Consider the following 21,517-nt stretch of genomic DNA (forward strand, 5'->3'; position numbering starts at 1 on the left):
CCTGCCGCCGCGAAGGATGCCGAACGCCATGTCGACGACCCTCACCGCACGCCCGGCGCCACCCGCCGCGCGCGACGTCTCCCCACCCCGGCGGCGCACCCGCCTGCTCGCGCAGCCCGAGGCGCGCTGGGCGGCGGCGGCCACCGTGCTGTTCCTGCTCGCCCTCGCGCTGCAGCTGGCCGGGGCGAGCGCCTGGGTCTGGGGCCCCCTCTACGCGCTCGGCTACGCCACCGGCGGTTGGGAGCCCGGCCTGGCCGGGCTCCGGGCGCTGCGTGAGCGGACCCTGGACGTGGACCTGCTGATGATCGTCGCGGCCCTCGGCGCCGCCGCCATCGGCCAGGTCATGGACGGCGGCCTGCTGATCGTCATCTTCGCCACCTCCGGCGCGCTGGAGGCGCTGGCCACCGCCCGGACCCAGGACTCGGTGCGGGCCCTGCTCGACCTCGCCCCGGCCACCGCCACCCGGCTCACCGCCGACGGCGGCGAGGAGACCGTCGCCACCGGCGAACTGGGCGTCGGCGACCTGGTCCTGGTCCGCCCCGGCGAGAGGATCGGTGCGGACGGCCGGGTCCTGGACGGGAGCAGCGAGGTCGACCAGGCCACCGTCACCGGCGAGCCGCTGCCGGTGGCCAAGGCCCCCGGCGACGAGGTCTTCGCCGGAACCCTCAACGGCACCGGCGCGCTCCGGGTACGGATCGAGCGCGACCCCGCCGACTCGGTGATCGCCCGGATCGTCCAGCTGGTCGAGGAGGCGTCCGAGACCAAGGCGCCGACCCAGCTGTTCATCGAGAAGGTCGAGCAGCGCTACTCGATCGCCATGGTGATCGCCACCCTCGTGGTCTTCCTGGCCCCGGTCGCCCTCGGCGGGAACACCACGGCCGCCCTGCTGCGGGCGATGACCTTCATGATCGTCGCCTCGCCCTGCGCGGTGGTGCTGGCCACCATGCCGCCGCTGCTGTCCGCCATCGCCAACGCCGGCCGGCACGGCGTCCTGGTCAAGTCGGCCGTGGTGATGGAGCAGCTCGGCCAGGTCGACGCGGTCGCCCTGGACAAGACCGGCACCCTCACCGAGGGCGCCCCGCGCGTCGCCGAGACCCGTCCGCTCGCCGGCAGCGGCCTGTCCGAGGACGACCTGCTCGCACTCGCGGCGGCGGCCGAGCACCCCAGCGAGCACCCGCTGGCCCGGGCCGTGGTCGACGCGGCCCGCGCGCGCGGACTGGAACCGGCCGAGGCCCGGGACTTCGCCTCCGCGCCGGGCATCGGGGTGACCGCCACCGTCGACGGCTCCGCCGTCGCGGTCGGCGCCCCGGCCCGGCTGCTGGGCGGCAGTGCTGACACCGAAGCCGTGGAGGCCGCCGCCGTCGCCCGGGAACTGGAGGTGCGGGGCCGGACGGCGGTCCTGGTCGAACGCGACGGCGTCCCGGTCGGCCTGCTGGGCATCGCCGACCGGCTCCGCCCGGACGCCGCCGCCACCGTCGCCGCGCTGACGGCGCTGACCGCCCTCCCGCCGATGCTGCTCACCGGGGACAACCCGCGCGCCGCCGCGCGACTGGCCGCCGAGGCGGGCATCCCGGCCCGGGGCGTCCGCGCCGGGCTGCTGCCGCAGGACAAGGTGGCGGAGGTCCGCCGGCTGGAGGCGGACGGCCACCGGGTGCTGGTGGTCGGCGACGGCGTCAACGACGCGCCCGCGCTGGCCGCCGCCCACGCCGGGATCGCCATGGGCCGGGCCGGCTCGGACCTGGCACTGGAGACCGCCGACGCGGTGATCGTCCGCGACGAGCTCGGCACCGTCCCCACCGTCGTCGCGCTCTCCCGCCGGGCGCGCCGGCTGGTGGTGCAGAACCTGGTGGTCGCCGCCGTGTTCGTCACCGGCCTGGTGGTCTGGGACCTGGCCGGGCGCCTGCCGCTGCCGCTGGGCGTCCTCGGCCACGAGGGCTCCACGGTCGTGGTCGGACTCAACGGGCTGCGGCTGCTGCGCGACCGCGCCTGGGAGCGGGCCGGCGCGGGCAGCTGACCGGCTCGGCCCACGGACCGGCGCGCCGCCCGGTCCACTGTCCGGCCGCCACGCCCACCGGACCACCCGGCGGGCGTGGCGGCCCGGGCGGCGTGACAATGACGGCATGAGCGACAGTACGGAACCCGAGCCGCCGCACCATCTGGTCGAGGTCGCGCCGTTCTCCGCCGACACCCGCTACCGGCTGGTGCGGCTGATGGGCGTGGGCTGGAGCCCGATGGACGAGGAGGAGTTCGCGGCCAGGGTCCGCTCGGTCTTCGTGGACATCGACCTCAACGACCCGGAGCAGGTCCAGTGGGCGGACCGGCCGGGGGAGTGGCCCAGGTGACCGACGCCGGCGGCCCGCCGCCGAGCGGAGAGCCGGACCGCCCGCCGACCGCTCCGCCGGTCCCGGACGCCGGTCCGGTGCCGCCGGCCGCACCGCCGGTGCCGCCGTCCCCGCCGTCCCCGCCCTCCGCGCCGCCTCCGATCGCGTCCCCGTCGGGGCCCCCGTCGGGGTTCCCGTCCGGGGCCGGCGCGGAGCGGACCTGGGACCGGAGCCATGTCATCGGGCTGGTCGCCGCCACGCTGATCGCGGTGGCCGCGATCGGCTTCGCGGTCGGGCGCAGCACCGCGCCCCGGATCGCGGTGGGCAGCGAGCCGCAGGCCCCGGTGGCGGTGGGCGACTGCACCACCGCCCAGCGTCCCGGCGGCGGTGCCAACACCTTCGTGGTGGTCGGCTGCCGGGACAGGGCCGCCCGCTACGAGGTGCTCCAGGTGTTCTCGGGCACGACCGACCAGCGGCTGTGCGACGAGGTCCCGAACGTGGAGTTCGCCCTGACGCAGCAGACGACGAAGACCTCGGCGGGCTTCGTCGTCTGCGTCGATCGGCTGGACGTGCCGGCCCGCGGCAGCCAGGAGTAGCGACCCGGGCCCGCCGGCCGGGCGGTGCGGATCAGACGTGCTTGCGGTGGCCCCGCTCCTGCTGCGGGAAGCGCTGGTCGGCGCCGGGCAGCGTCGGCGCCGGCAGCGTGGCGACCTCCTGCTCGGCCAGGGCCAGCTGGGCGGCGGTGGGCGGCAGCGGCGGGGCGCTCTTGCCGCGCCGGTGGAACTGGAAGGCGGAGGTCAGGTCGCCGAAGGTCTCGCGCCGCCAGTCGGTGACGTTCACCGCCGGGACGCCGGTGAAGCTCTCCAGGAACTGCAGCACCGAGGTGTGGTCGAAGGCCTCGGTGGCGACGTAGCCGCCGACCGTCCACGGGGAGACGATGATGCACGGCACCCGGAAGCCGCCGCCGATCGGCAGGCCGCCGATGTACTCGTCCTTGGTGCCGGCCGGCGAGGTCGGCGGCACGACGTGGTCGAACAGGCCGTCGTTCTCGTCGTAGTTGAGGATGAAGACGGTCTTCGCCCACACCTCCGGGTTGGAGGCGATGGCCTCGATCTTCGAGGCGACGAAGTCCGCGCCCGCCGCCGGCAGGTAGTCCGGGTGCTCCGACTGGTAGCTGGTCGGCAGGATCCAGGACACGGCCGGGAGCCGGTCGTTGCGGGCGTCGTCCTCGAAGGTGCCGGTCGGCTGCGCCAGCATGCCCTTGTCGTAGAGCGGGTCGCCGGGCTTGGCCTGCTGGAAGGTCTCGAAGAGCGAGAGCACGTCGGTGCCGTAGTTGTCGGTCTCCTGGTAGACCTTCCAGCTCACGCCGGCCTCTTCCAGGCTCTCCGCGTAGGTCTTCCAGGTCAGCGGCGTGGGAGCGGCGTTCTGGATTATCGGGCCGCCGCCGGTGCCGGCCGGGTCTATCGAGCCGGTCATCCAGTAGAGCCGGTTCGGCCAGGTCGGGCCCTGGACCGAGCAGAAGTAGTTGTCGCAGATGGTGAAGGACTCGGCGAGGGCGAACTGGAAGGGGATGTCCTCGCGGGTGTAGTAGCCCATCACGTAGGGGCCGTTGACGCCGTCGGCGGCCCGGTGCGCGGGCAGCCACTGGTCCATCTTGCCGTCGTTCCAGGCCTCGTGCTGGACCGACCAGGCGTGGCTGGTGGAGGGGATGGCCTGGGCGCTGGTGGTGCTGGTGTTCAGGTGGAACGGCAGGGTGTAGCCGTCCGGGTTGACCGCGTCGGGCTGGTAGAAGACGGAGCGTCCGGTGTCCAGCCGCAGGGCGTGCGGGTCGTTGAAGCCGCGGACGCCGGACAGGGTGCCGAAGTAGTGGTCGAACGAGCGGTTCTCCTGCATCAGCAGGACCACGTGCTCGATGTCCGCCATCGAGCCGCGCTTGGGCACTCCGGCCGCCACGGCCTGCTGGACGCTGGCCGGCAGCAGTGACAGCGCTGCCGCTCCGCCGGCCACGCCGGCCGTCGAACCGAGCAGCCGGCGTCGGGTCATTCCGGACATGTATGTCTCCCCATCTGTCGTACCTCAGTTGGTACTTGAGCTACTTGAGGTGTTCGAGGTAAGGCCGTCCAAGGCCGAGGAAGACTCTGGCGCAGGGGGGAGCCCGGGTGCGGGAGGCTGTTGGTGAACAGATGGATAATGTCAGGGACGCGGCAGAACCGGAGCGCGTCCTCCTGCGTCTGCGGCGCGCCGGTCGACTATGCTGCCTCTCCGGGCACGGCAAGCGCGGAGACCTCCGCGGCGTGACTCCCCGCCACCGTCCCGACCAGCTCTGGTACCAAATGAACCGCTTGACGACCGCTCACGGCCCGCTCGACCTGGCCCGCCACCCCGAGGACCCCCGGGAGCAGCTCCGGGCCTGGGACGCCGCCGACGAGTACCTGCTCCGCCACCTCGCCGGAACCGCCGCGCTGCCGGGAGCGGAGCCCGCCGCGCCGGTGGACCTCTCCGGCGCCGTCGCCGTCGTCGGCGACCGCTGGGGCGCGCTGGCCACCGCCCTCGCCGTGCAGCGCCAGGCGCAGCCGCCGGTGCAGATCAGCGACTCCTACCTGGCCCAGCAGGCGACGCTGCGCAACCTCGACCGGAACGGCCTCGCCCCGGAGGCGGTCCGGCAGCTCACCACCCGGGACGCCCCGCCGGAGCGGATCGACGTGCTGGTGGTCCGGGTGCCCAAGAGCCTGGCCCTGCTGGAGGACCAGCTGCACCGGCTGGCCCCGGCGCTCCACGCCGGGACCGCCGTGGTCGGCGCCGGCATGGTCACCGAGGTCCACACCTCGACCCTGCAGACCTTCGAACGGCTGGTCGGGCCGGTCCGGACCTCGCTCGCGGTCCGCAAGGCGCGCCTGATCCACTGCGCGCCCGACCCGGAGCTGGTCCGACCGGCCAACCCCTGGCCGCACCGGTACGACCTGCCCGCCGACACCGGCCCGCTGGCCGGACGGACCGTCACCAACCACGCGGGCGTGTTCTGCGCCGACCACCTGGACATCGGCACCCGCTTCCTCCTGCGGAACCTGCCGCAGCGGCACGGCTTCCGCCGGATCGTCGACCTCGGCTGCGGCAACGGCGTCGTCGGCACCGCCGCCGCGCTCGCCGCGCCCGGAGCCGAGCTGCTCTTCGTCGACGAGTCGCACCAGGCCGTCGCCTCCGCCCGGGAGACCTTCACCGCCAATGCCGCGCCGGAGGCGGTCGCCGACGCGAGCTTCCGGGTCGGCGACGGCATGGCCGGGATCCCGGCCGGCTCGGTCGACCTGGTCCTGAACAACCCGCCCTTCCACACCTACCACGCCTCCACCGACTCCACGGCCTGGCGGATGTTCAGCGGCGCGCACGTGGCGCTGCGCCCCGGCGGCGAACTGTGGGTGGTCGGCAACCGGCACCTCGGCTACCACGTGAAGCTGCGCCGGATCTTCGGCAACAGCGAGGTCGTCGCGAGCGACCCGAAGTTCGTGGTGCTGCGGGCGGTCAGGAACTGACGGCTGGTCCGGCCGAGTCGTCGGCCGCCCAGCGCCGCACCGCGCAGGCGGCCAGCAGGGTGGCGCCGGCCAGGCCGCCCCACAGCACGCCCGAGCCCCGGTCGAGCAGCGCCATCAGCACGGCGGGTGAGGCCGCCAGCCCGATCCCGCTGCTCAGCTGGAACCGCGCCAGCGCCCGTCCCAGCTGCCCGGGCGGGGTGGTCGCGGCGATCAGCGCGGTGGCGCTGCCGGTGTAGAGGATCTCCCCGGCGGTATAGACCACCGACACCAGGGCGATCCCGGCCGGGGCGGCCCAGGAGCCGAGCGAGCCGGCTGCCCAGAAGCCCAGGTAGGAGCCGGCCAGGAGCAACCCGGAGAGGGCCAGCGTCGAGCGCCGCGCCCGGGTGCGCAGCCGGGTCACCACGGCGATCTGGGCGGCGACGACGATGGCGGTGTTGCCCACGAAGATCCCGGCGGACCAGGCGGGCGCGGCGTGCAGCCGGGTGACCAGCACGGCCGGGAGGGCGACCTCCAGCACGTTGAAGCAGAAGGCGTAGGGCAGGTTGGCGACGTCCAGCACGCCGAGCCCCCGGCCCCCGGACCGGCCCCCGGACCGGGACCGAGCGCCGGGCCCGGACCGGTCACCGGAGCGCGACCGGTCGCCGGACGGCGCCCGCCCGGGTTCGGCCGGGCCGGCCGCGCGCACCCGGACCGACCACGCCAGTACACCGGCCACCGCGTAGCCCAGCGCGGTCACCGCCGCCAGCACCCGCAGCGCGCCGGCCCCGCCGCCCAGGCAGACGGTGGCGATCAGCGCGCCCGCGCCCAGCCCGGCGTTGCGCAGCGACCGCCCGGCGGCCAGCGCGGCGTCCCGCTCCTCGGCCGCCGCCACCGTGGCGACCAGCGCGGCGTGCGCCGGGGGCCAGCACTGGTTGCCCACCCCCAGGAACAGTGCGGCCACGGCGAAACCCCAGACCGGCGGAGCTCCGGCGTGCCCGGCCGCGAGCAGCAGCGCCACGCCCAGCACCCGGACCAGCATCGCCGCCGCGACCACCGTCGAGCGGGCGCCCCGGTCGATCCACCGTCCGACGAAAGGCACCGAGACCAGCCCCAGCACCATCCCCGCCGACATCGCCACCCCGGTCGCCGCCGCGCCGAGCCCCAGTACCTTGATGCCGTAGAGCAGCAGGAAGGGCCGCAGCAGGCCGGAGCCGAGCGAGTCCACGACCAGCGCCAGGCCGTAGCGGGGCCCGCCGGAGGCCCGCACCAGCGCGCCGAGCCGCAGCAGGGGCGGACGGTCGGCGGTGCGGGCGGGTGGGTCGGCGGCGGGCGAGCCGGAGCCGGGTACGACGGCGTCGCGGCCGACCGGGGGCCGGATCATCGAGGAGGTCATGCGGTCACCGTCGCGGTCCCGCCCGCCGCCGGTCACGCCGATTGACGGTTGTCGTCAATCGGCGCCGGAACAGCGGTTTCCACCTGCGACGATGTCCGGGTGAGCCTCACCGTCGACATCACCGGCGTCCAGCCGGAGCAGCTGCTGTTCGCGGCCTCGCCGCTGGCCGAGCTGACCGCCATGCTGCACGTCCTCGCCGTGCCCGGACACCACCCCGCCTGGCAGGGCTGGGCGGCCAAGACCCGGACGGCGCTCGACCCCGACCTCGCCGAACGCCTCGCCGAGGCCGAGTTCCTGTGGCGCTCCTCGCGCGCCGACTTCCTGCTGCCCGGCCGCCCCGGCGCCTCCCTGGCCGAGGAGCTGGACACGGTCGACCGGCTCGACGACCACGTCTACGTCGCCGCCGCGCTGACCACCACCTGCGGCAGCGACCGGACGCTCTTCGGACTGCCCTCACCGCTGGCGGACGCCCGGGTCCGGGCCCGTGCCCTCGACCTCGCCCAGGCGCGGGGCCCGCAGCAGGCGTCCTTCGCCGACCGGCTGATGGCCGACCCGGCCTCGGTGCGGGCCCGGGTCCGGCGGACGCTGGAGGACTGCGGACCGGCCTTCTTCGACGCGACCTGGCAGCGCGTCCACCCGCAACTCGCCGCCGACCTGCGGCTCAAGGCCGACCTGATGGCCCGGCGCGGCCTTGCCGACACCCTGGCCTCGGTCTCCGGCTCGGTCGGCCTCGACCCGGCCCGGCGGACCATCGTCGTCGACAAGCTCCAGGACAACCGCGCCGACGCGACCGGCGGCGGCCTGACCTTCGTCCCCACCGTGTTCGGCCGGCCGCACCTGGTCGTCGTGCACGCCCCCGGCTGGCGCCCGGTCATGCAGTACCCGGTCGCCACGGCGGAGGAGCCGGCGCCCGTCCCGATGGAGCTGGTGCGGCTGCGGCTGGACGCCCTCGCGCACCCGGTCCGGCTGCGGTTGCTCCGCACCCTGGCCCGGGGCCCGCACACCACCGGCGAACTCGCCTCGGGCTGGGACCTCAGCGCCCCCGAGGTCTCCCGCCACCTGGCCCTGCTGCGCCGCGCCGGACTGCTGACGACCCGTCGGCGCGGACGCTACGTCCTCTACGAGCTCGACGCATCCACCACGGCCGACCTCGGCCCCGACCTCCTCGACGCGCTGCTGCGCTGACCGGGAGCGGGCGGCCGGTCCGGCCGGCCCCCCCGAGCCCGGCCGGACCGGTCCGCCCCCGGTGTCAGCCGAGGAAGTTCGACCCCCCGGTGCTGCCGAGGCGGTGCTGCTCCTCGATCCGGATCGCGGTCACGTCCGGCCCCGGGGCCCCGTACTGCTGGGTCGAGCCCGCCAGGTCCCGGTTCCGGTCCCCGGCCAGCCACACCCGCCGAGCCACCGACACGATCGTTGCCCACACCCGCTTCATAGCGATCCCCCTGACACCCGAACAAGTACTGCTGATGGCACACAGTAAGCCCGGAACCATGGCCGGAGAACGAATATTGAGCTGAATCTGAGGTTGATCGTCCCGCCTCCCCGGGCGCGGAGCTCCGACGCCGGATCAGGGGCGGTCGGCGGCGGCGGACGAGTGGAGGAACGGGGGCGCGTCTCCCACACTGGAGGGCAGGTCACCCCGGTCGGGGTGCGCGTCCGAAGGGGAGCCCGCCGTGGCTGCTGTGCACAGTGTCCTGTTCATCACCGCCACGGACGGCGATCAGATCTCCAAGGCCTTCGAGGAGGCCCAGCACCTGCCCGGGATCCGCCAGGCCGCCGTGCTGACCCGCTCGGCCGAGGGCATCGTCGAGATGGGCGACAGCTACGTCCACCTCGCGGGTGCCCCGACCGTGCTGACCGGGGCGATCGGGGCGCTGGTGGGCCTGGTCGCCGGGCCGATGGGCTCCTTCCTCGGGATGGCGGCGGGGGCCTGGGTCGGCAGTGCGCTGGAGGGCCACAACATCCAGGAGGCGGGGGCCGGGCTGATCTTCCTGGGCGCGGGCGTCCCCGACGCCAGCAGTCAGCTGATCGTCGAGCTGAAGGAGGAGGACCCCGCGCCGGCCGACGAGCTCGCCGCCCGCCACGGCGCCACGCTGGTGCGCCGTCCGGCGGAGGAGGTCGCCGAGCAGGTGCGGGCGGCGGAGAAGGCGGCGGAGGACTCGCTGCACGGAGAGGTCGAGCTGGCCGAGTCCGAGGACGACGACGATGACGCGGATCTCGGCGACGGCCACGGCGGCCCGGAGAGCGGCAGCGGTCGCACGGACTGACCCGCTCGCTCAGCCGGGGGCCGGTCCCCCCGGCTGCGGGAGTTCCCGCAGCCGGGGGAGCGGGGAGGGCAGCAGCCAGAGGAACGAGGCGGTGGCGCCCGCGACGGCGAGCCACAGCGTCGGCCGCAGGCCGATCGCACCGGCCAGCAGTCCGCCGGCGAGCGAGCCCAGCGGCCGGACGCCGAAGTTGACGGTGCGGTAGGCGCCGGTGACCCGGGAGAGCAGCTCGGGCGGGACGACTGTGGAGAAGATCGATCCGGCGGCGATGTCCAGCCACATCATGCCGATTCCGGAGCCGAACTCGGCGGCGAAGAGCAGCGCGAGGATGGTCGGGGTGGGCCCGTGCGCGGCCGGGATCAGCAGCATGGGCGCCGGGAACACGATCAGGCCGATCAGGAACGTCCGGCCGACGCCCACCCGCCGGGCCACGGCCCCGGCGCTGACCGCGCCCACCACCCCGCCGACCGCCCCCGCGCCGAGGACCGCGCCCAGCAGCCCGGCGCTCAGGTGCAGGGTGCCGATCGCGTAGAGCACGAACAGCGCGTTGGCCATGAAGGTGAAGAAGTTGACGGTCGCGGTGGCGGCCAGCGCGGCCCGCATCACCGAGGAGCCGGCGATGAACCGGCGTCCGGCCGTGAGTCCGCCCCGGCCGCCGGGGGTCGGCGGCGGTTCGGCCGGGGAGATCCGGGACAGGCAGAGCGCCGAGGCGACGAAGGAGAGCGCGTCGGCCAGCAGCGCGAGCGGCGCGGAGAGCAGTTGGACCAGCAGCCCGCCCAGGCCCGGTCCGAGGACCTGCGCCATCGCGCTGCTGCCGCTGACCAGCGAACTGCCTTCGACATAGCGTCCGGCCGGGACCAGCGCCTGGAACAGCGGGGCCCGGCTGACGTCGAAGAGCACGGACAGGGTCCCGGTCGCGAAGGCCACGACGTAGAGCTGGGTCAGCGTCAGGGCGTGCAGGGCGTAGCCGAGCGGCAGGGTGGCGACCAGGGCGGCGCGGCCGAGGTCGGTGGCGATCATCGTCCGGCGCCGCCGGCCCCGGCGGTCGGCCCAGGCGCCCGCGTGCAGCGCGAAGAGCAGGTTGGGCAGCCAGATCGCGGCGGTCAGGAAGCCCATCCGGGTCGCGTCGGCGTGCAGGGTGACGACCGCGATCAGCGGGAGGGCGAGGGCGGAGACCTGGTCGCCGAGCACGGATATGGACTGGCCGGTCCAGTAGCGGCGGAAGGCGGTGTCCAGGAGCAGTTCGGGTATCCACCGGCGGCGGACCGCGGCCCCGGCCGTCGGCCGGGCGGAGGGGTCGACGGCGGTCATGAGTCCTGGCTCCCGGTGGTGTCGGTCCCGCTGAAGCGGCTGGGGAAGGCCAGGTGCACCAGGCTGATGGGCCGTGACCCCTCGGGGCGGAGCCCGGGGTTGACCAGCCGCTCCTGATAGGGCCGCATCAGCTGCTGGAACTGCTCGCCCAGCTCGGTCAGTTCGGCGGCGGTCAGGTACAGCAGCGAGTCGCCGAAGTGCGCCGCCTGCTGCCACTCCGCGGGCTCCCGCGGACGGTCCCGGATCCAGCGCGTGGTGAGGTCGAAGTACAGCCCCGCGATCGCGAGCTGCAGCGCCTCGCTGGCGGCTGCGGCGGCCGGGTCGGCCGGGCCGTCGTCCCAGCTGGTGGTCATCGCGGTGGCCTGCCACGGCTTCTGCCGGCCGCGCCCGCCGCCGGCCTCCTCCACCAGCCCGTACTTGGCGAGCTGGCGCAGGTGGAAGGAGCAGCTGGCGACGCTCTCGCCGATGACCGCCGAGGCCTGGGTGGCCGTCAGCGGGCCCTCCCGGCGCAGTAGTCCGACCAGGGCCATCCGGGTCGGGTGGGCGTAGGCGCGGAGGGCGCGGGGGTCGGTCAGGCGGATGGAGGGCAGCGGTTCCTGCTCGGTCATGATGGAAAGATATCTTTAGAAAGAACCCTTTACAAGCACCGCGGGCGATCGCCGTCGGGCGAAGGCGGTTGATGGCCTCCAGCGGTCCGCCCTAGATTGGCGCGATGAGTGAAGCCCCGGACGTCCCGCCCACCCTGCTGCGCATCATCGGTCCGCCCGCCGTGGGCAAGATGGCCGTCGGGCACGAGATCGCCGCCAGGACCGGGCTGCGGCTGTTCCACAACCACGTGTCGATCGAGCCGGTGCTGCGCTACTTCGACTTCGGGACGCCGCAGTTCCACCGGCTGGTGGGCGGCTTCCGGCGACAGCTGATGGCGGAGGTCGCCGGAAGCGACCTGCCCGGACTGATCTTCACCTATGTGCTCGCCTTCGAGGAGCCCGAGGACCACCGGGCGCTGGAGGAGTACGCGGCCCCGTTCCGGGCGCGCGGCGGCCGGGTGCTGCTGCTCGAACTGGCGGCGAGTCGGACCGAGCGGCTGCGCCGCAACGAGGGCGAACTGCGGCTGGCCGAGAAGCCGTCCAAGCGCGACCTCGCGGCCTCGCGCCGCCATGTGGTGGAGCTGGACGGCGCCCACCGGCTGAACTCCGAGGGCGACTTCGACCACTGGCCGGACTCGGAGTACCTGCGGATCGACAACACCCACCGTTCGGTGGCGGAGGTGGCGGAGCGGACGATCGAGCACTTCGGCCTGGTCCGGGCGGCGGAGAACGGCTGAGTCGACGGATGGGTGCGTCGGTGGCAGGACCCGGGGCGTTGCCCTTACAGGTTGTCAGTGGTCGGCGCGGCCGGGCCGGGACCAGGGTGGGGGACGGTCCGGCAGGACCGTCGTTCCCGTCGGCCGGGGCCCGTGCCTGGGCCCCGGCCGCACCGTTCGAGGCAGGAAGTCACCGCATCATGGCCATAGTGCTGCACGCCGCCGACAGCGCCGATCTGGGCGCCCGCGCCCCCAAGCCGACCACCACCACGCCGGGCCAGGAAGAGGCCGCGCTGACGGTGTGGCAGACGGAGGGCGGCGTCGAGACCGGTATCTGGGAGGCCACCCCCGGCCGCTTCACGGCCGCACGCGCCGGCTACCACGAGGTCTGCCAGATCCTCTCGGGCCGCGCCACCGTCACCGAGACCGGCGGTGAGCCGGTGGAGATCGGTCCGGGCGACACCCTGGTCACCCCGGCCGGCTGGACCGGGGTGTGGCAGGTCCACGAGACGCTGCGCAAGACCTACGTGGTCATGGACGAGGTCACCCCGCAGGGCTGAGCACCACCACGGCGGCGGTGCCGTCCACCTCCAGGACGGCGCCGCCGCCGGTCAGCAGTACCGCGTCCAGCGGCCCCAGGTGCTCCGGCGCGGTGGCGTCGCCGCCACGGAGCACCGCGCCGCCCTCGAACAGGATGGCCAGCACCGTCGGCCCTTCCAGCCGGGTCGTGCCCCTGACGATGTCGACGCGCGCGGTGACCGTGCCCCGACGGGTCATCACATTGAAGTCGACGAGCGCCCCTTCGAGCAGCCGGCAGTCGGTGTCCGCGTCCCCGGAGAAGGCGAACGGCCGGTAGGGCTCGTCGACCACGTGGTCCGTCCCGTCGACGGTCAGCACCATGCCGCCGCCCCGGACGACGGTGATCACCCGGTCGATGCCGGCGAAGACCGAGAACGGTCCGCCCCGGGCCACGTCGGCGAGGCTCACCCGCCAGTGGAACCCGGCCAGGTCCGCGCCCTCGGGAAAGGCCGCGACCTCGCGGGTCACCCCGCCGCCGTTCTTCCACGCGGACGCCGTCCGCTCGCCCGCCCGCAGTACCCGTACCTCTGCCGTCGCCATTGACCGCTCTCCGTTCCGTGCCGTGCCGTGTGGTGCCGTGCCGTGTCTGCGACGTCTGTCGCGGCCTGCGACGGCCATGATCACATGTCGGCCCCGGCCACGGGGGGCGCCGGGGCGGGGGAGAGGGCCTCGCCGGTGCCGAACAGGGGGCCGAGGACCAGGCCCGCCGCGCCGAGGGCGACCGCCTGCCGACCCGCCCCGGCCACCGAGACCGCCACCTGCTGCCAGTCCGGGTCCGGCAGCCGCTCGCCCAGCAGCGCGGTGATCCGGGTGCGGTAGAGCTCGGGCGCGGCCAGGACGGCCCGGCCGCCGAGGACCACCTCGTCCAGGTCCAGCAGCCGGACCAGGTTGGCGATGCCCTCGCCGAGGAGGTCGGCGGCGCGGTCCGGCGCCCCGGCGTCCAGCGCGGCCAGGCACAGGGCCTCCAGGCAGCCCAGGTTGCCGCAGGCGCAGCGCGGGCCGCGCGGGTCGAGGACCTGGTGGCCGAACTCGCCGGCGTTGGTGCGGGCCCCGCGCTGCACCCGGCCGCCGAGGACCAGCCCGGCGCCCAGCCCGTCGTCCAGGTAGACGAAGGCGCGGTCGGGCGATCCTGGCTGGCTGAGCACGCCGGCGGTGGTGTTCTTGTCCAGGGCGACGGGCAGGCCGAGCCGGGCGCCGAGCTCCGGTCCCAGCGCCGCGCCCGCCCAGCCGGGCCGTCCGGTGACCCGGTGCAGCACGCCGGCCCGCTGGTCCAGCGGTCCTGGGCAGGCCAGGCCGACGCCCAGCACCCGCTCGCGCTCGACCCCGGCGAGCAGGCCGTCGACGAGCTCGGCGAGCCGGTCCAGGATGTGGTCGGGGGTGATGTCCGGGCCGATCGCCAGCGCGGCGGATCCGGCGACCCGGCCGTCGAGGTCGACCAGCAGCGCGGTCACCCCGCTGCGGTGCAGGTGGGCGCCGACGGCCCAGCGGGCCTGCGGGACCAGCCGGAGCAGGGTGCGGGGCTTGCCGCCGGTCGGCAGGGCCTGCCCGGCCCGGGTGACCAGGCCCTCCTCGGCCAGCCGCTTCACGATCTTGCTGATCGCCTGGGCGGTGAGCCCGGTCGCGGCGGCGAGTTCCACCTGGCTGGTCTCGCCCGCGCCGCGGATCGCCCCGAGGACGGCGGCGGTGTTGTGGTCGCGCAGGGCGGTGAGGTTGGCCATGGACTCCAGTATGGCGCAGCTTGCCACTTTCTCCACACTGTTGTTTTACTGGGGGCATGGCTACTCCTCCTTCTTCCAGCCCCGCTCCGCTGCGGGTCGGCCTGATCGGCTACGGCCTGGCCGGCTCCGTCTTCCACGCGCCGCTGATCGCCGCCACCCCGGACCTGGAGCTGACCGCGGTCGTCACCGGTGACCCCGGGCGCCGGGCGCAGGCGCTGCGCGAGCACCCCGGCGTGCGGGTGGTGGACGACGCGGCCGAACTGCCGACCCTCGGCCTCGACCTGGTCGTCGTCGCCTCGCCCAACCGGTTCCACGTCCCGCAGGCGACCGCGGCGCTGGAGGCCGGCCTGGCGGTGGTCGTGGACAAGCCGCTGGCGGCCTCCGCGGCCGAGGCGCGCACCCTGGCGGCCCTCGCCGAGCGGCGCGGCCTGCTGCTGAGCGCCTTCCAGAACCGGCGCTGGGACGGTGACTTCCGCACGGTCGCCGAACTCGTCAGCACCGGCAAGCTGGGCACGGTGCACCGGTTCGAGTCCCGGTTCGAGCGCTGGCGCCCGCAGCTCAAGGGCGGCTGGCGCGAGCTGGGCGACCCGGCCGAGGCCGGCGGGCTGCTCTACGACCTGGGCAGCCACCTGGTCGACCAGGCGCTGACCCTGTTCGGTCCGGTCGCCGAGGTCTACGCCGAACTGGACGCCCGCCGGGCGGGCGCGCAGACCGACGACGACGCCTTCCTCGCCCTGCGCCACGTCGGCGGCGTCCGCTCGCACCTGTGGATGAGCGCGGTCGCCGGCGACCCGGGCCCCCGGTTCCGGGTCCTCGGCAGCGAGGCCGCGTACGTCTGCCACGGGCTCGACGGGCAGGAGGCCGCGCTGAAGGCCGGCGGCTCCCCGACCGCTCCGGACTGGGGCACGACCCCGCCGGAGGGCTACGGGCTGCTGGGCGCCGACGACCGGCTCGCGCCCCATCCGACCGAGCGCGGCGCCTACCAGGACTACTACGCCGCCGTCGCCGAGGCGCTGCGCGGCCGGGGACCGGTGCCGGTGACCGCCGAGGAGGCGGCGGTGGCGCTCACCGTCCTGGAGGCCGCGCGCCGCTCGGCCGCCGAGCAGCGGGTGGTGGCCCTGTGACGGCCGAACAGCCGCCGACCTCCGCCGAGTTGGAGGCCGAGGAGCAGCGGCTGCTGCTGCCGCGCCTCGACAACGACGACGCCTGGCGGCTCGGCTGCCTGACGGTCGCCCTCGCCCGCGAACGGGGCCACGCGGTCACCGTCGACATCCGGCGCGGCGAGCAGCAGCTGTTCCACTGCGCGCTGCCCGGCACCACTCCGGAGAACGACGCCTGGATCGAGCGGAAGACCGCCGTGGTCCGCCGCTTCGACGCGAGCTCCTACCGGGTCGGGCAGCGCTTCCGGGACCGGGGCGTCAGCTTCGAGGAGGGCTCCCGGCTGGACCCCGCCCGCTTCGCGGCGCACGGCGGGGCGTTCCCGCTGCGCGTCCGCGACGTCGGCCCGGTCGGGACGTTCGCGGTCTCCGGGCTGCCGCAGCTCGCCGACCACCGGCTGGTGGTCGAGGCGCTGGGACTGTTCCTGGCCGAGCCGGCGGCGGCCGACGGCGGGGAGCGGGGCCTAGCCGGCCGGGGCGTCGAGCCGGGCGGCGACCAGCAGTTCACAGCCGGTCGCCGCGCGGACCTCGTCCACGGTGACCCCCGGGGCGAGCTCCACCAGCCGCAGGCCCGCCGGGGTGACGTCGAGGACGGCCAGGTCGGTCACCACCCGGTCGACCACGGACTGTCCGGTCAGCGGCAGGGTGCAGCACTCCAGCAGCTTCGGGCTGCCGTCCTTCGCGGTGTGCTCCATCACCACCACGACCCGGCGGGCCCCGTGGACCAGGTCCATCGCCCCGCCCATGCCCTTGACCAGCCTGCCGGGGATCGTCCAGTTGGCCAGGTCGCCCCCGGCCGAGACCTGCATCGCGCCCAGCACGGTGACGTCCACCCGCCCGCTGCGGACCATGCCGAAGGAGGCGGCCGAGTCGAAGCAGGACGCGCCGGGGCGCAGCGTCACCGTCTCCTTGCCGGCGTTGACCAGGTCGGGGTGGGCCTCGCCCGGGTACGGGTAGGGGCCGACGCCGAGGATGCCGTTCTCCGAGTGCAGGACCACCTCCACCCCGGGCGGCAGGTGGCTCGGGATCAGCGTCGGCAGGCCGATGCCGAGGTTCACGTACTGGCCGTCGCGGAGTTCGGCGGCGGCGCGGGCGGCGAGCCGGTCACGGGTGAGCGGTGGCACGGTTCAGTCCTTCCTGGGCGTGGTCGTGGTGCGCTCGATGCGCTTGTCGCCGGGGTCGGCGCGGACGATCCGGTCGACGTGGATGCCGGGCAGGTGCACGGCGTCCGGCGGGATCTCCCCGGGCTCGACGATCCGCTCCGCCTCGACCAGCGTGGTCCGCCCGGCCATCGCCGCCAGCGGGTTGAAGTTGCGGGCGGCGGCGTGGAAGACCAGGTTGCCGTGACGGTCCGCCAGTTCGGCCCGGACCAGGGCGAAGTCCGTGCCGATCGCCTCCTCCAGCAGGTAGCGGCGACCGCCGAAGACGCGGACCTCCTTGGCCGGAGAGGCCAGCGCCACCGCGCCGTCGGCGGCGTATCGCCAGGGCAGGCCGCCGGCCTCGACCTGGGTGCCGACACCGGCCGGGGTGAAGAACGCCGGGATGCCGCAGCCGCCCGCCCGCAGCCGCTCCGCGAGCGTGCCCTGCGGGGTGAGCTCCACCTCCAGCTCCCCGCTCAGGTACTGCCGGGCGAACTCCTTGTTCTCGCCGACGTAGGACGAGGTCATCCGGCTGATCCGGCCGGCCCGCAGCAGCAGCCCCAGCCCCCAGTCGTCGACCCCGCAGTTGTTCGACACCACCCGGAGCCCGCCGGTCCCGGCCTCCGCCAGGGCCGCGATCAGCGTCGAGGGGATGCCGCAGAGGCCGAAGCCGCCGACGGCGAGTGACGCCCCGTCGGGAATGTCGGCCACCGCCTCGGCGACCGAGCCCACCACCTTGTCCATAACGTTCTCGCCTGTGCCTTCCACGCGTCCCGGCTGTGCCCCGCCGTCCCTCGGCGGGGTGTGCCCACCCTTGCTGCGGCGGCGCTGTGCGGTCCATGTGCGCCGGACACATGGGCGCGCCGGTAGGAACGGTTGCCCACCACATGTCCAGCCCGGTGCCGTGCTCCTACGGTTCGAGCAACCAAAACCACCCAGGCCGGGCCGCACCCGGGCGCCGAGCAGCACCGGCGTCCTGGGGCTCCACGAGAGGGCCAACCATGAAGCCGAACACCAGCACCGCCGCCACCGCCGCCGGCCGGGGCAGACTGCTCCCGCCGCTGGCCCTGGTCACTGCCGCAGGACTCCTGCTCGCCGGCTGCGCCTCGGCCGGGACCGCGGGCACCGCCGCCGGGGGCCCGGCCTCCGCGACCGCGCCGGTGAAGGTCGGGCTGATCTACTCCAGGACCGGCCCGCTCGCCGCCTACGGGCTCCAGTACCAGCAGGGCTTCGAGGCCGGGCTCGCCTACGCCACCGGCGGCAGCGGCAAGGTGGACGGGCACCGGATCGAGGTCACCGAGGACGACGACACCGGCAGCCCGACCACCGCCGTCGCCGACGCCAAGGACCTGATCGGCAAGGGCTACAAGGTCCTGGCCGGCACCGTCGACTCCGGCATCGCGGTGCAGCTGGCCCCGCTCGCCGCACAGAACCAGGTGCTCTACATCAGCGGCCCGGCCGCCGCCGACGCGATCACCGGCAGCAACAAGTACACCTTCCGCTCCGGACGGCAGAGCTACCAGGACGTCGCCGCCGCCGGCAGCCTGGTCGGCGACCCCGCCGGGAAGAAGATCCTGGTCCTCAGCCAGGACTCGGCCTTCGGCCAGGCCAACGTCGCCGCCGTCAAGGAGGTCCTCGGCGCCAAGGGCGCCACGATCAGCTCGGTGCTGGTCCCGCCCAGCGCGACCGACCTCACCTCCTACGCCCAGCAGGTCAAGTCCGCCGCGCCGGACCTGGTCTACGTGGCCTGGGCCGGGGCCAACGCCCCCGCCCTGTGGACCGCGCTGGACCAGCAGGGCGTGGTCGGCTCGGTCAAGGTGGTCACCGGCCTGGCCGGCGTCGCCTCCTACCCGCTGTTCGGCGACGCGGGCAGCAAGGTCTCCTTCATCGCCCACTACTTCCCGGGCGCCGGCGGCGACAACCCGGTCGAGACCGCGATGATCAACGGCATCACCAAGGCCGGCGGCACCCCCGACCTGTTCTCCCCGGACGGCTTCACCGCCGCGCAGATGATCGTGCACGCGCTGCAGTCCAGCACCACCAGCACCGCGACCATGGTCGGCGCGCTGGAGGGCTGGAGCTTCGACGGCCCCAAGGGACCCGAGCAGATCCGTGCCGCCGACCACGCGCTGCTCCAGCCGAGGTTCCAGGCGACCCTGGTCGGCACCGGCGCCGCTGCCAAGCCGCAGCTGGTCGCCACCCTGACGGCCGCTCAGGTGGCCCCGCCCACCGTGACCATGGCGGGCTGAGCCGATGAGCACCCCCACCCCGACCGGCGGCCGCGGGCCCGCGACGGTCGAGGCCGAGGACCCGGGTGCGGGGACGGCGGCCACGGCCGTCCCCGCACCCGTGCTCCGACTCGCCTCCCTGGGCTGGCAGGTCGGCGGCGCGACCATTCTCGACGAGGTCACGTTCGACGTCCGCGAGGGCGAGTTCCTGGCCTTCATCGGACCCAACGGGGCCGGCAAGACCTCGCTGTTCAACCTGATCAGCGGGCTCAACCGGGCCACCCGGGGCAGCATCGCGCTGGACGGCACCGACATCACCGCGCTGCCGCCGCACGCCCGCGCCCGGCGCGGCCTCGGCCGGACCTTCCAGACCTCCAGCCTCTGGCCCGGGATGACCGTCGCCGACCACGTCCGGCTGGCCGCGCAGGCCGCGGGCGGCGGCTCCTACAGCCTGTGGCGGCGCGCCCGTCCCTACACCGGGGAGACCGCCCGCACCCTGGAGCGCACCGGCCTCGCCCACCGCGCCGACACCCCGGCCGGCGCCCTCTCGCACGGCGAGAAGCGCAAGCTCGAACTGGCGGTGCTGCTGGTCGGCGACCCCCGGGTGATGCTGCTGGACGAGCCGATGGCCGGCGTCAGCGCCGAGGAGGTCCCCGCGCTCACCGAGCTGATCCGCTCGCTCCACCGCGACGAGGGCCGGACCGTGCTGATGGTCGAACACCACATGGACGTCCTGCTCGGACTCGCCGACCGGCTCGCCGTGATGCACCACGGGACGCTGCTGGCGCTGGACACCCCGGAGGCCGTCACCGCCGACGAGACCGTCCAGTCCGCGTACCTGGGGGAGGCCCTGTGACCGCCGAACCCCTGCTGCGCGTCCGCGACCTCCGGGTGGTCATCGGCGGCCGGCACATCCTGCACGGCGTCGGCTTCGACGTCGCCGCGAGCGGGGTGACCGCACTGCTCGGGCGCAACGGCGCGGGCAAGACCACCACCGTGCGCGGCATCCTCGGACTGGTGCCCCGGACCGGCAGCATCCGGTTCGACGGCGCGGAGACCGTCGGCCTCCCCACCCACGCCCTGGTGCGCCGGGGCATCGGCTACGTGCCGGAGGACCGGGGCGTCTTCGCCGGGCTCACCGTCGCCGAGAACCTCCGCCTCGCGGAGCGGTCCGGACCGGGCGAGGCCGCCGAGCCCGACTACGCGCTGGTGCACGAGCTGTTCCCGGAGCTCAGGCAGCGCGCCCGGCAGGCCGCCGGGACGCTCTCCGGCGGCCAGCAGCAGATGGTCGCCATCGCCCGGACCCTGCTCAACGGCAACCGCCTGATCATCGCCGACGAGCCCACCAAGGGCCTCGCCCCGCGCATCGTGACCGAGGTCGCGGTCGCGCTGGAGCGCGCCGCCGAGGCGGTGCCGGTGCTGCTGGTCGAACAGAACCTGGCGCTGGTCCGCCGGCTCGCCGCCGACTGCGTGGTCCTCGCCGACGGGCGCACCGCGCACACCGGCCCCGCCGCCGAGCTCCTCGCCGACGCCTCCGCCGCCCGCACCCTGCTCGGCGTCGGCCGGAGCACCCCGCTCCGACCTGCGGCGGAACCCGCAGCGGTGGAACTGTCAGTGACGGCGGCCATACCTGACCCCACGTCAACCCACTCCCCCCGACCGACCGGCACCCCCCGGGCAGGAGGTCTCTGATGTCCGTCCTCGTACTGCTCACCCTCACCGGACTCGGCCTCGGCGCGCTGTACTTCCTCGTCGCCTCCGGCCTCTCGCTCATCTTCGGGCTGATGGACGTGCTGAACTTCGCCCACGGCGCGCTGCTCGCCGTCGGCGCCTACGCCACCTGGTGGGCCGCCTCCCGGGGCAGCGGCTTCGTCCTCGCCGTGCTCTTCGGCACGGCCGTCGGCACCGCCGCCGCCGTGCTGCTGGAACTCGGCCTGATCCGCCGGCTCTACGCCAGGCCCCGCGAACAGGTGCTGGTCACCGTCGGCGTCGGCCTCGCCGTGCCCGCGCTGCTCTCCGCGATCTGGGGCTCCGACGCCCGCACCTTCCCCACCCCGGCCGCGCTGGCCGGCACCGTCCGCGTCCTCGGCGCGGTGATACCGGTCAACCGGCTGCTGCTGATCGGCGCGGCGGTGCTGGTCCTGGCCGGACTCGAACTCTTCCTCGGGCGCACCCGCTTCGGCCTGGTCGTCCGGGCCGGCGTCGAGGACCGCGCCATGGTCACCGCCCTCGGCATCGACGTCCGCAGGGCGTTCACCCTGGTCTTCGCCCTCGGCGGGGCCGCCGCCGCCCTCGCCGGGGCGCTCGGCGGCGTCTACTTCGGCGAGGTCGACCCCGGCCAGGGCAGCTCGCTGCTGATCTTCGCCTTCGTGGTGGTGGTGATGGGCGGCATGGGCTCCGTGCGCGGCGCCGCGCTCGCCTCCGTCGTCGTCGGCCTGGTCCAGCAGTTCGCCAACTACTACACCACCGGCGGCCTCGGCGACCTCTCCGTGGTCGTGCTGCTCGCCGCCCTGCTGCTGCTCCGGCCGCGCGGACTGACCGGGAGGCTCGCTTGAACTCCACCGCCCTGCACCCGCCCACCACCCCGGCCCCGCGCCG

At 74.9% G+C, this 21,517-nt stretch carries 22 protein-coding genes and 1 pseudogene; 14 read left to right on the forward strand and 9 right to left on the reverse strand.

Translation table 11 applies throughout. The annotated features are described in order from the left end of the window. The first annotated feature begins 28 nt into the window (after positions 1-28). The 3 genes from BS75_RS41290 (at position 29) to BS75_RS45410 (ending at position 2,917) form a co-directional block, all read left to right on the forward strand. Positions 29-2,014, forward strand: a complete 1,986-nt coding sequence (locus BS75_RS41290; protein WP_152645843.1) for a heavy metal translocating P-type ATPase — start codon at positions 29-31, stop codon at positions 2,012-2,014. A gap of 106 nt (positions 2,015-2,120) precedes the next feature. Then, the gene (locus tag BS75_RS41295) at positions 2,121-2,342 is read left to right on the forward strand and encodes a hypothetical protein (RefSeq protein WP_034091870.1); all 222 of its coding nucleotides are present in this window, start codon (positions 2,121-2,123) and stop codon (positions 2,340-2,342) included. After that, entirely contained in the window at positions 2,339-2,917 is a 579-nt protein-coding gene (locus tag BS75_RS45410; RefSeq protein WP_152645842.1) for an LppU/SCO3897 family protein, read from the forward strand. Before BS75_RS41295 ends, BS75_RS45410 begins: the two co-directional genes overlap by 4 nt. 31 nt (positions 2,918-2,948) lie before the next feature. On the opposite strand, the gene BS75_RS41310 is transcribed toward BS75_RS45410, so the two are convergent. Further along, positions 2,949-4,373, reverse strand: coding sequence for an alkaline phosphatase family protein (locus BS75_RS41310; RefSeq protein ID WP_034091872.1), 1,425 nt, complete (start codon positions 4,371-4,373; stop codon positions 2,949-2,951). A gap of 281 nt (positions 4,374-4,654) precedes the next feature. Between BS75_RS41310 and BS75_RS41315 the strand changes: the two genes are divergently transcribed. Further along, the gene (locus BS75_RS41315; protein ID WP_152645841.1) at positions 4,655-5,848 is read left to right on the forward strand and encodes a methyltransferase; all 1,194 of its coding nucleotides are present in this window, start codon (positions 4,655-4,657) and stop codon (positions 5,846-5,848) included. Here BS75_RS41315 and BS75_RS41320 read toward each other — a convergent pair. Then, the gene (locus tag BS75_RS41320) at positions 5,838-7,220 is read right to left on the reverse strand and encodes an MFS transporter (protein ID WP_231608057.1); all 1,383 of its coding nucleotides are present in this window, start codon (positions 7,218-7,220) and stop codon (positions 5,838-5,840) included. The genes BS75_RS41315 and BS75_RS41320 overlap by 11 nt on opposite strands. 99 nt (positions 7,221-7,319) lie before the next feature. On the opposite strand from BS75_RS41320, the gene BS75_RS41325 reads away from it, so the two are divergent. Further along, complete coding sequence (locus tag BS75_RS41325; RefSeq protein WP_034091874.1) at positions 7,320-8,405, forward strand: DUF5937 family protein; 1,086 nt, start codon at positions 7,320-7,322, stop codon at positions 8,403-8,405. Positions 8,406-8,469: 64 nt separating this feature from the next. On the opposite strand, the gene BS75_RS41330 is transcribed toward BS75_RS41325, so the two are convergent. Further along, the gene (locus tag BS75_RS41330; RefSeq protein ID WP_156164342.1) at positions 8,470-8,622 is read right to left on the reverse strand and encodes a hypothetical protein; all 153 of its coding nucleotides are present in this window, start codon (positions 8,620-8,622) and stop codon (positions 8,470-8,472) included. 271 nt (positions 8,623-8,893) lie between these two features. On the opposite strand from BS75_RS41330, the gene BS75_RS41335 reads away from it, so the two are divergent. Further along, positions 8,894-9,487 carry a histidine kinase gene (locus tag BS75_RS41335; RefSeq protein ID WP_152645840.1) on the forward strand — a complete coding sequence of 198 codons (594 nt, stop codon included), beginning with the start codon at positions 8,894-8,896 and terminating at the stop codon, positions 9,485-9,487. A gap of 9 nt (positions 9,488-9,496) precedes the next feature. Here the strand turns inward: BS75_RS41335 and BS75_RS41340 are convergent, their stop codons facing one another. Then, positions 9,497-10,795, reverse strand: a complete 1,299-nt coding sequence (locus tag BS75_RS41340) for an MFS transporter (protein ID WP_081983119.1) — start codon at positions 10,793-10,795, stop codon at positions 9,497-9,499. Further along, positions 10,792-11,403 carry a winged helix-turn-helix domain-containing protein gene (locus BS75_RS41345; RefSeq protein ID WP_034091876.1) on the reverse strand — a complete coding sequence of 204 codons (612 nt, stop codon included), beginning with the start codon at positions 11,401-11,403 and terminating at the stop codon, positions 10,792-10,794. The genes BS75_RS41340 and BS75_RS41345 overlap by 4 nt, the downstream gene beginning before the upstream one ends. A 104-nt stretch (positions 11,404-11,507) precedes the next feature. On the opposite strand from BS75_RS41345, the gene BS75_RS41350 reads away from it, so the two are divergent. Then, the gene (locus tag BS75_RS41350) at positions 11,508-12,119 is read left to right on the forward strand and encodes a DEAD/DEAH box helicase family protein (RefSeq protein ID WP_034091877.1); all 612 of its coding nucleotides are present in this window, start codon (positions 11,508-11,510) and stop codon (positions 12,117-12,119) included. A 179-nt stretch (positions 12,120-12,298) separates the two neighbouring features. After that, positions 12,299-12,658 carry a cupin domain-containing protein gene (locus BS75_RS41355; RefSeq protein ID WP_034091878.1) on the forward strand — a complete coding sequence of 120 codons (360 nt, stop codon included), beginning with the start codon at positions 12,299-12,301 and terminating at the stop codon, positions 12,656-12,658. Here the strand turns inward: BS75_RS41355 and BS75_RS41360 are convergent. Continuing rightward, complete coding sequence (locus BS75_RS41360) at positions 12,642-13,217, reverse strand: HutD/Ves family protein (RefSeq protein WP_034091879.1); 576 nt, start codon at positions 13,215-13,217, stop codon at positions 12,642-12,644. The two genes, BS75_RS41355 and BS75_RS41360, sit on opposite strands and share 17 nt — an antisense overlap. An 80-nt stretch (positions 13,218-13,297) precedes the next feature. Continuing rightward, positions 13,298-14,395 carry an ROK family transcriptional regulator gene (locus tag BS75_RS41365; RefSeq protein WP_034091880.1) on the reverse strand — a complete coding sequence of 366 codons (1,098 nt, stop codon included), beginning with the start codon at positions 14,393-14,395 and terminating at the stop codon, positions 13,298-13,300. Between the two features lie 56 nt (positions 14,396-14,451). On the opposite strand from BS75_RS41365, the gene BS75_RS41370 reads away from it, so the two are divergent. Together BS75_RS41370 and BS75_RS47475 are read left to right on the forward strand one after the other, a co-directional pair. Further along, positions 14,452-15,519 carry a Gfo/Idh/MocA family oxidoreductase gene (locus tag BS75_RS41370; RefSeq protein WP_034091881.1) on the forward strand — a complete coding sequence of 356 codons (1,068 nt, stop codon included), beginning with the start codon at positions 14,452-14,454 and terminating at the stop codon, positions 15,517-15,519. Further along, positions 15,516-15,986, forward strand: a pseudogene (locus BS75_RS47475) (heme-degrading domain-containing protein); the annotation flags it as partial. The gene BS75_RS41370 and the pseudogene BS75_RS47475, both read left to right, overlap by 4 nt. Positions 15,987-16,016: 30 nt before the next feature. Here BS75_RS47475 and BS75_RS41375 read toward each other — a convergent pair. Both BS75_RS41375 and BS75_RS41380 read right to left on the reverse strand, forming a co-directional pair. Continuing rightward, entirely contained in the window at positions 16,017-16,676 is a 660-nt protein-coding gene (locus tag BS75_RS41375; protein WP_034091882.1) for a 3-oxoacid CoA-transferase subunit B, read from the reverse strand. 3 nt (positions 16,677-16,679) lie between these two features. Then, positions 16,680-17,435, reverse strand: a complete 756-nt coding sequence (locus BS75_RS41380; RefSeq protein ID WP_034091883.1) for a CoA transferase subunit A — start codon at positions 17,433-17,435, stop codon at positions 16,680-16,682. 257 nt (positions 17,436-17,692) lie between these two features. Between BS75_RS41380 and BS75_RS41385 the strand changes: the two genes are divergently transcribed. From BS75_RS41385 to BS75_RS41400, 4 genes are read left to right on the forward strand one after another with little or no spacing between them, the layout of a single operon-like run. After that, complete coding sequence (locus BS75_RS41385) at positions 17,693-18,940, forward strand: substrate-binding domain-containing protein (RefSeq protein WP_042437931.1); 1,248 nt, start codon at positions 17,693-17,695, stop codon at positions 18,938-18,940. A 4-nt stretch (positions 18,941-18,944) separates the two neighbouring features. After that, positions 18,945-19,775, forward strand: coding sequence for an ABC transporter ATP-binding protein (locus BS75_RS41390; RefSeq protein ID WP_081983120.1), 831 nt, complete (start codon positions 18,945-18,947; stop codon positions 19,773-19,775). Next, complete coding sequence (locus BS75_RS41395; RefSeq protein ID WP_042437930.1) at positions 19,772-20,611, forward strand: ABC transporter ATP-binding protein; 840 nt, start codon at positions 19,772-19,774, stop codon at positions 20,609-20,611. Before BS75_RS41390 ends, BS75_RS41395 begins: the two co-directional genes overlap by 4 nt. Then, the gene (locus BS75_RS41400) at positions 20,611-21,474 is read left to right on the forward strand and encodes a branched-chain amino acid ABC transporter permease (RefSeq protein WP_034091884.1); all 864 of its coding nucleotides are present in this window, start codon (positions 20,611-20,613) and stop codon (positions 21,472-21,474) included. The genes BS75_RS41395 and BS75_RS41400 overlap by 1 nt, the downstream gene beginning before the upstream one ends. Positions 21,475-21,517: the final 43 nt, after the last annotated feature.

The organism is Streptacidiphilus albus JL83 (assembly GCF_000744705.1).
Taxonomy (GTDB): Bacteria; Actinomycetota; Actinomycetes; order Streptomycetales; family Streptomycetaceae; genus Streptacidiphilus; species Streptacidiphilus albus.

Excerpts from the sequence above, each read along its gene's own strand:
- BS75_RS41320 (WP_231608057.1), bottom strand. The coding sequence starts at position 7,220 with ATGACCTCCTCGATGATCCGGCCCCCGGTCGGCCGCGACGCCGTCGTA.
- BS75_RS41350 (WP_034091877.1), top strand. The coding sequence starts at position 11,508 with ATGAGTGAAGCCCCGGACGTCCCGCCCACCCTGCTGCGCATCATCGGT.
- BS75_RS41365 (WP_034091880.1), bottom strand. The coding sequence starts at position 14,395 with ATGGCCAACCTCACCGCCCTGCGCGACCACAACACCGCCGCCGTCCTC.
- BS75_RS41345 (WP_034091876.1), bottom strand. The coding sequence starts at position 11,403 with ATGACCGAGCAGGAACCGCTGCCCTCCATCCGCCTGACCGACCCCCGC.
- BS75_RS41295 (WP_034091870.1), top strand. The coding sequence starts at position 2,121 with ATGAGCGACAGTACGGAACCCGAGCCGCCGCACCATCTGGTCGAGGTC.
- BS75_RS41315 (WP_152645841.1), top strand. The coding sequence starts at position 4,655 with ATGAACCGCTTGACGACCGCTCACGGCCCGCTCGACCTGGCCCGCCAC.
- BS75_RS41340 (WP_081983119.1), bottom strand. The coding sequence starts at position 10,795 with ATGACCGCCGTCGACCCCTCCGCCCGGCCGACGGCCGGGGCCGCGGTC.
- BS75_RS41385 (WP_042437931.1), top strand. The coding sequence starts at position 17,693 with ATGAAGCCGAACACCAGCACCGCCGCCACCGCCGCCGGCCGGGGCAGA.
- BS75_RS41310 (WP_034091872.1), bottom strand. The coding sequence starts at position 4,373 with ATGTCCGGAATGACCCGACGCCGGCTGCTCGGTTCGACGGCCGGCGTG.
- BS75_RS41355 (WP_034091878.1), top strand. The coding sequence starts at position 12,299 with ATGGCCATAGTGCTGCACGCCGCCGACAGCGCCGATCTGGGCGCCCGC.
- BS75_RS41390 (WP_081983120.1), top strand. The coding sequence starts at position 18,945 with ATGAGCACCCCCACCCCGACCGGCGGCCGCGGGCCCGCGACGGTCGAG.
- BS75_RS41400 (WP_034091884.1), top strand. The coding sequence starts at position 20,611 with ATGTCCGTCCTCGTACTGCTCACCCTCACCGGACTCGGCCTCGGCGCG.
- BS75_RS41370 (WP_034091881.1), top strand. The coding sequence starts at position 14,452 with ATGGCTACTCCTCCTTCTTCCAGCCCCGCTCCGCTGCGGGTCGGCCTG.
- BS75_RS41360 (WP_034091879.1), bottom strand. The coding sequence starts at position 13,217 with ATGGCGACGGCAGAGGTACGGGTACTGCGGGCGGGCGAGCGGACGGCG.
- BS75_RS41380 (WP_034091883.1), bottom strand. The coding sequence starts at position 17,435 with ATGGACAAGGTGGTGGGCTCGGTCGCCGAGGCGGTGGCCGACATTCCC.
- BS75_RS41290 (WP_152645843.1), top strand. The coding sequence starts at position 29 with ATGTCGACGACCCTCACCGCACGCCCGGCGCCACCCGCCGCGCGCGAC.